We start from the raw sequence: 11,082 nt of genomic DNA on the forward strand, positions 1-11,082 counted from the left end.
CGAACCACGTCAGCGTACCCGTTGACAACTAGGCTAAGAAAGATCGTCAGTGTTAGCGATGTCAACAGGATTCGTCGATTTCCTTTCGATAGCCGGGGTGATCCTCGTCGGCAATGTTGGCGAGGTGGAGCGGAACTGGCCGTCTTGTCTGCGCGTCCCAGGACAACGGCTGGGCGCATAGACGCGCTGTCACAGCGACGGCCTCTTCTTCTCCGAGGAGGCCAGGCCGGGCCACGATGAACTCTGTGCCTGTGAAGGCATGCCAGTCGTTGCCCTGCTCTCTCCCTCGCTTGGCCGACAGGTTGAATCGCGTGAAGTCGGCTCCTACCCGCCCCTTGCTGCCTTCGTTGAACAGGCGGGAGGCATGGCCGAGGACCCAGCTGCGAGTACCGTCGTCGCCGCAGAGCTCGTAGATCCTGTTTCTGGGCGAGGTGGGCTTCTCGGGGTCTGCGGACTGCTTGCCGTCGGTGAACGTGACCGGGCGGGGAACTGCGTCATCCCCTGTTCCCACCCGAACCACGGTGATGTCGTCGCGATGGGCGAGGCCGTCACCTGGCAGCACTCCTTGGCGGAGCTTGCCATCGCTGAGCCCGGTCCAGACCCGCCGCGTTTCGTCGGCGTCGGTGATCACAACGACGGGATCGCCGCTGGGCAGTTCCCCCAGTGCGTTGTCCACGAAGCCGCGGAGCTTGGCGAAGGACTGCTGCCGGTTCTCGATGGGAGAGCCGATGGGGCCCGCGTGGAACGCGGTCAGGCCCGTCGCGTGCTGGACCCAGCCCTGGCCCGTCACGTACAGGCGTAGATCCCAAGGCGTGTCGTGATCGTGGCGGGCGTGCACGGCCACCATCGTGGTCACCAACAAGGGGCGGCCGTTTGATCCGTTGCCGTTCTTGATCGTGTTCTGGATGCGGACATGAACGCCCACCAGCCACATGTCGCGCTCCAGCGGATGCGGCTGCAGGCTGATTGCCTCGGCGAGGCGCCTGTCGGTGAGGCCACCCGCACGGAGGAGATCCCGGACCGCCGTGACTACCGGGTAGTCGACCTCCTTCGCGGAGGTGCCGTCGGAACCGGGAGGCACGGCGATGAACTGGCTTGGAATGTCCATTTTGGCGAGCGCCCGTCGGATCGGTAGCTTCGCGTCGTCATCGACCTTCTTACCGGACTCGTGTGCCGTGTCGACCAGCGCGAGGACGAGCGTGCCCGGCTCAGCCTTGAGCAGTGGTGCCGGATTGAGCAGCTCGGAACGGTCGACCTGGCCATGCCGCAGCAGCTCCGGTACGTTGTAAGCGACGAAGTCCGACGCCCCGGTCAGCCGGTGGACGAGCCCCACCTCGGACGGGAGTGCCCGGTAGTCGTGGAGCGCGTGCCGTACTCGCTCTCGGGTCGCCGAGAAAGCCGAGAGATGGACGACCCGCAGACGCTCGTACCCGGCTGCTCGGACGGCGGAGTCCAGGGCGTCCGCGTTGATCGTGGTCTTCTTGGCGGTCTTGAGGACCTTGATCGCGGTGTGATTGTAGGTCAACGGTTCAACGTCCGGAAGTGTGGCCGCGTGCTCGATGAACCGTAGGTAGGTCCTGGGGCCGACACCCACGCCGAGCGGGTGGCCCCAGTTGACCCCGCGCCACGCGCGGACCAGGTCCGGATGCTCGGTGAGCACGTCTTCGCCCCAGGGAATCGGTGACAGCCCGCATGCCTCGACCACAGGGCCGCTGAAGTCCCGGCAGAGGTGGGCCCACTCACCGTCGATCTTCTTCGTGACTATGGGGAGGCGGAGCAGCACCGACTCGCCGGGCACGCGGCCGTGGTCGATCCAGGCCGACTTTACTTTCCGGAAGTCGTTGACCAGCCGAGTGAAGCTGATCGTCGGAATGCAGACGAGATCGCTCACGCCGGGCAGGGTCTTCACGTCAAACGAGATCTTGATGATGCCCCGGGACTGCTCTCCGCCTCGCAGGGTGAGGGTGATCGGGTCGTCCCAGGCGACCATGCTGCCGTCGCTGTCCAGCCGGAACCGTACGCCACGTTCGTCGAACTGGACGGGCGTCCGTGTCAGCGCCTGGGCCAGATTCCACCGCAGTACCCGGTAGACCCAGTTGGATGCCGTCACACGGCTGGGGACGGTCTGATCGACGTCGTCGGCCACTCGGAGCATCTGCGGCGTGATCAAGCTGAGCAGCGGCCCCATGATGTTGGTGTCCTGGCCATCGCGAGCCAGGCGTTCCCACACTCTGGTGGCCCGGCGGAGGGTCGCAGGATCGATGGGCACGGTCGTGATCAGCCAGTGTGGTTCGGAGTAGGTGCGCGCGCCGGGGAGGATGATGACGGGACGGCCGGTAACCGCCGACAGGGCAGTCGCGAGCGATTTGTACGGCGCGCTTGCGTGTTCGTTGTTGGCCTGCCTTCGCCATCTGTCGCTGATCTGGTCGAAGGCCGCCATCAACTCAGGGGTAAGGGGATACGCGCAGACCTCACCGAGCAGACTGCGCGGGATGCGGAAAGCACTAGTGATCATCATCGGGGGTCTCCGTGGAAGTGGTGCGGATCATCCGGCCCGCGAACTCGAAGAAGGACTGGAGGGTCGGTCCGTAGAGGTTGAGGAGCCGGTCGAGTTGCCCGGTGCTCTCCCAGGTGTCCCGGATCCGGCCGATCAGATGCGGCAGGTCGGAGCGGCCAGCGGCGTCGAAGAAAGCGTCGTCCACGAGATAGACCTCGCCGGGTGTGCCGCCTCGGCGGGCGCGGCCGACGAGCTGAATGAGCCCGATCATGATTTCGGCGACGATGCCGAGCTGGACCCACTCGGGCAGGGCTCGGAAGTACTGTGCCGAACGTACGATCTCGTCGAAGTGAAGGCCGGCCTGCTTCATCCGTTCCTCCAGCCGAGCGAGCGCGTCGCGGCTGTCCGGCTCGGACCCGAGAGTGTCGGCCCAGAGGCGGTGACTGATGTGCGCGAGAAGTTCAGCCGGCTCGTCGAGGATGGGGACGGGGCGGACGACCATGTAGATCGCCCCGAGCGCCGACACGCCGCCGTCCAGAATGTTCGCGCCGCGTTCCACCACGGCTAGCGGTGCGATGAGAATGTCGGCGCCGGTCGCGGGGAACTGCTCCACTTGGTCCGCCGAAAGTACGTGCCAACGGGGATCCCGGACGGCGAACTCCCGGTTGCTTCTGGAAAGGAGACAGAGGCTGCCGTGCGGGGCACCGGCGCGAATCATGCCCTCGGCGAGGGTCAGCACGCTGTCGTACGACGTCGTGGCGACCAGGATGCGGTCGCGTCCCGGAGTTCCGCGTGAAACACGCTGATCCCTGAGGTCGCGGAGCCGGTTGCCGAGCTTGAGCCGGTAGAGCCCTTCCCCGATCTCCGAGAGGTTGAGCTCGCGTTGCCGTCCCTGGACGCCCGAGATCCGTACGGCCGTTTCGGTGGTGTAGACGCGGGCGTCGTGGATGGTGACACCCGAGGAGTCGGTGTCGGGCACGAACCAGGTCGGCTCGGTCAGCACGTGGTGATGCGGGGCTCCGGGAAAGAAGCTGGTGGCCGACAGGCCGAGCACTGCGCGCGGCATCCTGGCGTGTCCCCGGGCGGTCAGCTCTCCCAGATAGCGGACGTACCCGTGCGGGTCGCCGCCGAAGGCTGCCACCGACAGAGCGGACTGCTCCGGGTTGTCGGCGTCGAATCGCTCCTTGAAGGCGAAGAACAGGCGGCCGAGGGGGCTCGCCGGCATGGCGTCCCAGCGGGTGAACCCGCCCAGAGCTTCCGCCACGGTTTCCGCGGCCTCCGCACCCAGGGATCCCAGATGCGGAGTGTGATAGAAGAGCTCGGAGAGCTTGCGCCGAAGCGGCTCCAGGTGGGCACGCCGGATAAGGCGGTCGACCAGCCTTCCTCGGAGCGACTCATCGGTGACGACGCTCTGGAGCGCCTCGCTGAGTGCCGTCTTGTGCTCCATGAGGATGCCCACGCGGCAGCCTCCTGAGATCGCGATCAGAGACGCGGTGATGCGCGTACGGGCCCCGGCTGCGGCTTCTTCGCCGAGGTTGGCGAGTGGCAATGCTGCCACCGGGCGGGCGTCGGGTCCGCCGAAGAGGGCGTGCAGTCCTTCGACCTCGTCTTGGGTGACGGGCCGTCCCTTATCGGGCAGCCCGAGGAGGCGGGCGGTGATCCATGCGTCGTTCCCCCGGGGAACGAGCCAGTGATCCGTCCGGTAACTCCGCTTGGTTTGGCGCACCGGCGGCATCCAGCCCTTGGTCAGGTTGGCGATGTAGTTCTCGGAGAGAAGCCGCAGATCGGAGAGGATGGCCCGGACCTCTCCGTCGGACTCCGGGAGGACGTGACCGAAGATGTTCCGGAACTCGTCGTCGAGCCGATGAATCGGAGTACTTCTACGCCCCTTGGCCAGTTCCAGATGCCGGGCGCTCTTGCCGATGACGGAACGCTGGAACTGGTCCACCTCGTCGATGACGATGAGCTGGCAGCGCCGCATCAGGAACCCCTCGACAGCCAGCTGGTCGCTCGTCTCGTGACCGCTGTCGAGCGGGACGTGCATGATGCCGGAGCTGAAGGTGGCGTGTGCCGTCACGACCACATCCGCCGTGACGGCGTCCCGCGAGAGACGGAACTTGCCACACGTGTCTCGCCATGGGCAGGCATACCTGCGCCCGTGACGATGCCGGAATCGAAGATCGCGGCAGGGTTCCCGGCCGGGCGCCCAGGCGTCGACACTCTCCTCGGTCTCCGTCGCGGCCGACAGGGCGCAGCCGTACGAAAGCCGCTCGTACACCCAGTCGGCGAAGGCTCCACCCAGCTTCGCGATCTTCTCGGCGTCCTTCATCACACCACGCGGAGAAACCAGCGGCGCACAGGATCCGTCGATTCCCAGGAGGGTCAGGTTCGTCTCGATCTGATGGGCGAGGGTGAGGGCGTTGACGCGGGAAGGTACGACCAGAGCGACAGACAGACTCTTCTCCGCCGCGAGAGCGCCGACAACCTCCAGCAGGATGCTCTTGCCGAAACCCGTGGGAGCCAGCAGCGACTGGATGACGCCCCCGGACCTGACTCTGAGCGTGTCGGTCACCGGTTTGCCGTCCGCGGAGAGCAGGTTCGTGAAGACCGCGTCCATGCGGTCCTGACGGTGGCTCTCGCCGCGAGCGGCGTCTATGCGGCCCGCCATCTTGCGAAGGTCGTCCACCGAGATATCGACAGCCTCGACGTGAGGGGCAGTTCGGACCGAGAGCGGAACGGATCGGTGAGGCCGCAGATCGGTGAGATCGAACGACGCCTCCGCCAGCGCGGGACCGTCACCAACGCGGGTCGTCCGCAGAGTCGTGAGATATCGGCCGGGCTTGGCTATGGGCAGCATGGGCCGGTTCCGGAGGTCCGCAAGCTGGGCGAGCAGACGGTCGGCGTGATCCCGTGGAGGCAGGCCGTGGATCGCACTGACAGTTGCCTCGACGAGGCGGTAGCCTTCCAGCTCTCCCGCGCCGCCGAGCTCGCGAACGGCCTTGTTGAACACCTCGATGCTGGCGAGGTCGTCTCCACGATGGCGGAGCAGATCGCCGACCCGCTGGCGGTCCAGCTCGTCCAGGCCCCAGTAGGCGGACCAGATATCAACTCTGCCGGTGAGCAGCAACTGAGCCAGGGCAGGCGCGCAAGAGCCGAAATACGCCTCGGAGAGGGCGAACGCACAGGACACCACCAAGGGCCTGTTACGTCGTTTCGACGGACTCACTGCTCCTCCTTCGCCATACGGCTGATGCGCCTGTAGATCTGGGTTTCGGTGACGACCTTGACGGCCGGCAGCAGACGGCCAAGCTCAAGGAGCTGGTCGCGCCGGTAGTCCGGGATCACGAGGTGCCCGGCCGAAATCGGTCTTTCGTTGATCTTCGCGGCGAGCGCCACGGGTGAGGCGAAGTCCTTGACATCGAGGGTGAACAGCCATTCCTGCTCCGAGGCCTTCCGGACGCCGATATCAAAGCGGTCCTTGCCCGGGTAGAGGTGGGCGGTGATGCCAGGGAGAGCGTTGATCCGGTCGTGCAGCCGGATCTCCACGACGCCGGGGACGACGACATACCGCCAGATCGACTCTGCGACGCAGACCGCTCCGTCCACCAGCCGGGCCCTTCCAGCGGATGGTGCGCCGTCATCGGGCTGGAGCCGAGGAGAACGCCCAGCACCGTTCAGCAACGTGTAGGTGGCCTGGTGCGGACGGAAGCGGCAGCTGACATGACCCGATGTTGAGACCGCCATCGGCCACTTGCAGGTGGGGCAGGGCCACCAGCGTCCCTGCCACTGACGATCCTGCGGGATCGGCGAGAATTCGACGAGCGGAGGGAGCCCCAGGGCGGTCTGCCGATCGAGGATGGCATCCTGGGCTCCGGCGGGATTCTCCACCAGAAACCTGCGTCCGGTGGTGTAGTCCTCGTCCGATCCTGAGACCAGGCGCTTGAACGCCTCCTGCTCGACCTGCTCCGCTCGGTGTGTCCGCCACCTCGGGAGCCATGTGCGCCCAGGGTCCTCCTGCCCAGCGAGGAGGTCGACGGTGTAGTCGCAGCCGATCCCGTAGGTGTCGTCGGTGAGTTGGCCGTCGTCTCCGAGGATGACAAGCCCGGCAAGCGCGGGATCATCGGTGGGCAGCCACGTGCCCAGCGGCTGATGGAGCAGATTGACGAGCTCGGCCGGAGCGACCGGCCCCTGGCCAGGCCCGAAGTGGCGCATGATGACGCCGGTCATCCGCGCGATCTCCAGCCACGCCTGCTGTTTCTCACGGCGGACGCTCCATGCATAGCCCGCACGGATGGCGGCGGTTACCGGGCGTGCCAGCGCGGTGGGTGTGGTGGTCATCTGGCTGCACTCCTCTCGATCAGAAGGGGGGCTCGTCGTCGATCTCAGGTTCGGCGATCAGATCAGCGATCGCCGCAGTGCGGATCTCGCCCGTGGCCGGATCAAAGGCGGCGTCGCCGTCGGTAACGGCGGACGAGCACCACCGCGATACCGGACAAGACCTGCACCACCAGCCCGGACTCGCTCGGAATGTGATGTCGCCGTGCCAGGCGCGGGCACGCTGGTGGATGATCGCCCGCGCCGCTGCGACGATCTCCGGCTTGGCGATGTCGAACTCCAGGACGGGCTCGGCAGAGTCGGGGTGGAGCTGTTCCAGTTCGACCAGTCCATCGGCCTCGCCGAATACTCCAGCGGAGATCAGGCAGACGGCCAGCGCGAGCTGCGGAACGACAGACAGGGCGTTCTCCGCGGTGATTCCGGCAGGAGCTGCGGAGGTCTTCTGCTCCCGGTAGACCAACCGGCCATTCACCCGGCGGAGCAGGTCGGGGTTGGCCAGGACGACGACGTCCGCCGCTGGATCGTAGGCAGCGATCTTGGGCTCCGGCCGGATCTCGGTGAGCACTCCGGGGCCTCGGAGCGGACACACCTTGAGATGCTGAAGCAGGTACGGCCGAGCCTGCCGATAGGCATCCTGACTCATCAACTCCTCAGCACAGTCCGCAGGGAGATCCGCTTCCGTGCAAGGGACGCCCCGGAGGTGCGCGATCTCCAGCCACCTGTGGACGTCGCGTCCGCGTTGCACCGCATCGCTCGAATTCCACTCCGAGGGCAACCGCACGTCACGCAGGTGCGCCTGAGCGGGGCAAACCTCGTAGTAGCGCGAGGTCGTGATCGACCAGGTACGGCGGTGTGTTCCGCGATCGTCCAGGCCCAGCAATCCAGGGGCGACGGGCAGCGAGTCACAGGACACTCTCGCCTTACAATCGGCGCAGTCCTGCCCAGGCGCGCGGTGGCCGCCGCTGAGCAACCGAGCGGCTGCGGGAGGCACGGCGATCTTGTATTCGTGGCGGATCTCTGCCGGGCTCGAGTCCACGAGCACCTTGTCCGTTCCCGTGGTGAGCCCGACCTCGATCACCCGGATCCGCTGTGGCAGTGGATGCTCATTGACCACCGGGACGGGAATGGAGGTGTACAGATCGCGATGGCTCTTTGCCGGTCTGCCGAAGCCCGCCACGAACGCCATCGCCATCGTGGAGAGCTGGTCGGGGGCACCGAAGGGGCGGCCCATACGGAGCCGGCGGAACTCCACCCGGGCGCCGTCCTCCGACTCGTACCAGCGGCCCCAAGCAGTCATGGCCCGGAACTGGGCAACGGAAGAGCGACCCTGAACGATGCGAGGGCTGCGCACCGGGCGCACCCCGGTGAACGAGTCGGCCACGTCAATGTAGGTCACACAGGCGTGTCGCACCCACTCTGCGACACCCGGATGAACTGTGCTCTGCCCTCCGCTGAGGGTCTTGTCGAGCGCCTCGTCGAGGTCGTCGCCGTCGAACTCCACCGCGTCGAGCACAGCCATGACTCGCCCGAGAGGGAAGTCCTCCCACGGCGCGTAGCGGCGCCTCTCGGAGTGCTTGGGCCACATTCGGGGGCGTGCCTTGATCGCGGCAAAGTCGCGGCAGTCGGTGTCGCGACGATCGAAGAGGCTGGCCGAGAGGCGGATGACCTCGGGATCGCCGTCGAACATGCTCCAGTCCATGACCCCTCCCAGGGATGCATCGAGCGATGCACACAAGTAGAGCGCATGTTTGCTGTGCGAACAAGTCATGAGGGCGTGCTCGACGCGAACTAGTCATTGTGGGTAGGGTGCTGTTGTCGCGTAAACCAGGAGGTCATGGTGGGTAGCGAAGCGGTTGCAACCAGTGCAGAAATAGCCCGATTGGCTAATATCGACCGGGCTGTAGTGAGCAACTGGCGTCGGCGGTATGAGGACTTCCCTCAGCCTGTCGGGGGGACCACGGCAAGCCCTTTGTTCTCGCTAGACCAGATCGAGAACTGGCTCCGAGTCAACAAACCCAAGGTCCGACTCTCCGCCGAAGGGCGGGTCTGGCAGGAGCTGAAAACCCTGGGTGATGATCTACGGCTGTCGCAGGTACTGACCGCGACCGGGTTGTTTCTCCGTCACATCAAAGTGGGGGAGTGGCCGCGTTTGGCGGCGCTACCCGATGAAGCCCTGGAGATTGCGGTCGCCCGTGAGATTCGCAGGTCTGCGGAAGGACGGGCTGGGTTCCCCGAGTCTCTCCCGTCGGGAACAGCCTCGCTCCTACGCGCCGTAGCCGACCTGGCCGCGGTGGAAGGCGAAGCCCGACTGTTCGAGTTCTTCGCGACCCGCTTCCTTGAGGCTCACCAGCGAAGCTTCGCAGCCAGCCCGAGTGCGCTCGCAACTCTTATGGTGAGCCTCGTGGGGAAGGACTCTAGGACCGTCCTGGACCCTGCGTGCGGAACCGGCACGTTGCTCGTGGCGGCGAACGCCCCCGGAAGGCAGCTGCTCGGTCAAGAACTCGACTCGGATCTTGCGCAGTTGGCCGCTGTGCGGCTCGCACTGATAACGGACCAGAGGCGAGTGCTACCCGGGGACGCTCTTCGAGCCGATGCCTTCTCCGGCGACTTGGTGGACGCGGTTGTCTGCAATCCACCCTTCAACGAGAGGGACTGGGGTCATGACGAGCTGGCCGCCGATTCGCGCTGGGAGTACGGCCTGCCGCCACGGATGGAATCCGAGCTTGCCTGGGTGCAGCACGCACTCGCCCACGTGAAGCCAGGTGGCAGGGTGGTCGTCCTCATGCCGGTGACCGCGGCCAGTCGGAGATCCGGTCGCAGGATCCGGGCTGAGCTCATCCGCAGAGGTGCCTTGCGGGCCGTAATCGGGGTTCCATCATCGATCGCGTCTACGGCGGGGATTCCGGCGCACCTGTGGCTGCTGAGACGACCGGCGCCGTCAAGCAGGCTTGATCCGACCGTGCTGTTCTCCGAGGTCGGGAGTGAAGCAGAGATCGAATCGATCGTGGCAATGTGGGAGCGGTATCAGCGTGATCCCGATGCCAGCCAACCTGATGGTTGCGTCGTGCCTCTCCTTGATCTACTCGACGACGAAACGGACGTGACACCCACGCGCCACCTTGTCTCCACGGTGGTGAAACCAAGTGACCTGCTCTCGCTCGTCGCGGAGATCGAGGAGCAACTACGGCAGATGCACGAGTTGCTTCCCACGAACTTCGAGGTTCTGCCCTCTAGGACAGCCTTCTCCCTGACGACGATCGCGGACCTGGCCAATGTCGGGGCGCTCACGGTTGGACGCCCTGGAAAGGCAGAGGAGATCTGGGGTGAACCAGGAGACCTTGTCGTCTCGCTCGGCGGTGAACGATTGGACGTCCAAGTGCTGGATCAGCGGGCTTCCATCGCCTCGCCTCAACAGTTGATCAAAGTGAATCGGCAAGTCGCTGACCCACACTTCCTGGCGGGCTTCCTGAGGAGCGTGCACAATCACTCGCCAGCGGGCGGATCATCGACGGGAGTCAGAAGAGATCTTCGGCGGGCGGTGAGTGCCAGACTGCCGACGCTCGCGGATCAACGGGTGTACGGAACTCTTTTCCAGAGGGCGGAGGAACTCCGAGCGAGCCTTCACACTGTGGCGGCGAAGGGAGAGGCGCTGGCACGGATGATGGTAGATGGCCTCGTTGAAGGTCATCTACCTGATTCTGGGGGCCGGAAAACCTCTGAAATGTGAGTGGTGATTGCGATGGTCACTTTATAGTTCATCGCTGGCCGCTGCCGCATGGCCATCGCGCTTCAGGGGGCCGGCCTCCGGTTCTTCGAGCTCTGCGGCAAGCTCGCAGATCTTGCGCTCTGTGGCCTCCACCGCCTTGCGCTGTCGCTCCAGATTGCCCCTGGTTGCCTGGATCTCCTTCGCCAGCTGATCCTTTCGGGCCTGATCTTCAAGGTCCACGGGTGGGGGTGAGGTCGGTCCGACTCGAACTGCCTGAACCACGCCCCGGCGCGCATTGCATGCGCCGCACTCGACGACGGCCTGGTATGAGGGTGGGCTGCCGTGGGTGCGGGGGGATGTGGTTCGGACCGTGTGATCGCATGTGAGAACGAGGTCCCAATTGTCGAGATCCTTCTGCCCGGGTTCCGCAGTTCGTAGTCACACGTGGAGACTGGGCTGGGAGAATCTGCTGGTAGATGGCTTGCAGAGAGCTCCGGGGCGTCACGAAGGCCCGAGAGTGTAGTAACACGACTTCGAAGATTTC

General features: G+C 65.5%; 6 protein-coding genes. 1 reads left to right on the forward strand and 5 read right to left on the reverse strand.

The features are described from left to right. Window positions 1-61 precede the first annotated feature (61 nt). From ABEA43_RS10905 to ABEA43_RS10920, 4 genes are read right to left on the reverse strand one after another with little or no spacing between them, the layout of a single operon-like run. Entirely contained in the window at window positions 62-2,518 is a 2,457-nt protein-coding gene (locus ABEA43_RS10905) for an RNaseH domain-containing protein (RefSeq protein WP_345560773.1), read from the reverse strand. Continuing rightward, on the reverse strand, window positions 2,505-5,723 hold the full coding sequence (locus ABEA43_RS10910; RefSeq protein WP_345560774.1) for a hypothetical protein: 3,219 nt from the start codon (window positions 5,721-5,723) through the stop codon (window positions 2,505-2,507). The genes ABEA43_RS10905 and ABEA43_RS10910 overlap by 14 nt, the downstream gene beginning before the upstream one ends. Next, on the reverse strand, window positions 5,720-6,835 hold the full coding sequence (locus ABEA43_RS10915; RefSeq protein WP_345560775.1) for a restriction endonuclease-related protein: 1,116 nt from the start codon (window positions 6,833-6,835) through the stop codon (window positions 5,720-5,722). The genes ABEA43_RS10910 and ABEA43_RS10915 overlap by 4 nt, the downstream gene beginning before the upstream one ends. Before the next feature lie 19 nt (window positions 6,836-6,854). Further along, window positions 6,855-8,531, reverse strand: a complete 1,677-nt coding sequence (locus ABEA43_RS10920) for a PD-(D/E)XK nuclease family protein (protein WP_345560776.1) — start codon at window positions 8,529-8,531, stop codon at window positions 6,855-6,857. Between the two features lie 135 nt (window positions 8,532-8,666). Here ABEA43_RS10920 and ABEA43_RS10925 point away from each other — a divergent pair, with 135 nt between their 5' ends. Then, on the forward strand, window positions 8,667-10,559 hold the full coding sequence (locus tag ABEA43_RS10925; RefSeq protein WP_345560777.1) for an N-6 DNA methylase: 1,893 nt from the start codon (window positions 8,667-8,669) through the stop codon (window positions 10,557-10,559). Window positions 10,560-10,580: 21 nt separating this feature from the next. Here ABEA43_RS10925 and ABEA43_RS10930 read toward each other — a convergent pair whose 3' ends face one another. Continuing rightward, on the reverse strand, window positions 10,581-10,778 hold the full coding sequence (locus ABEA43_RS10930; RefSeq protein ID WP_345560778.1) for a hypothetical protein: 198 nt from the start codon (window positions 10,776-10,778) through the stop codon (window positions 10,581-10,583). Window positions 10,779-11,082: the final 304 nt, after the last annotated feature.

Origin of the sequence: Nonomuraea rosea (assembly GCF_039539705.1) — a bacterium.
GTDB lineage: Bacteria > Actinomycetota > Actinomycetes > Streptosporangiales > Streptosporangiaceae > Nonomuraea > Nonomuraea rosea.

Coding starts and splice junctions, on each gene's coding strand:
- ABEA43_RS10920 (WP_345560776.1), bottom strand. CDS start 8,531: ATGGACTGGAGCATGTTCGACGGCGATCCCGAGGTCATCCGCCTCTCG.
- ABEA43_RS10915 (WP_345560775.1), bottom strand. CDS start 6,835: ATGACCACCACACCCACCGCGCTGGCACGCCCGGTAACCGCCGCCATC.
- ABEA43_RS10925 (WP_345560777.1), top strand. CDS start 8,667: ATGGTGGGTAGCGAAGCGGTTGCAACCAGTGCAGAAATAGCCCGATTG.
- ABEA43_RS10905 (WP_345560773.1), bottom strand. CDS start 2,518: ATGATGATCACTAGTGCTTTCCGCATCCCGCGCAGTCTGCTCGGTGAG.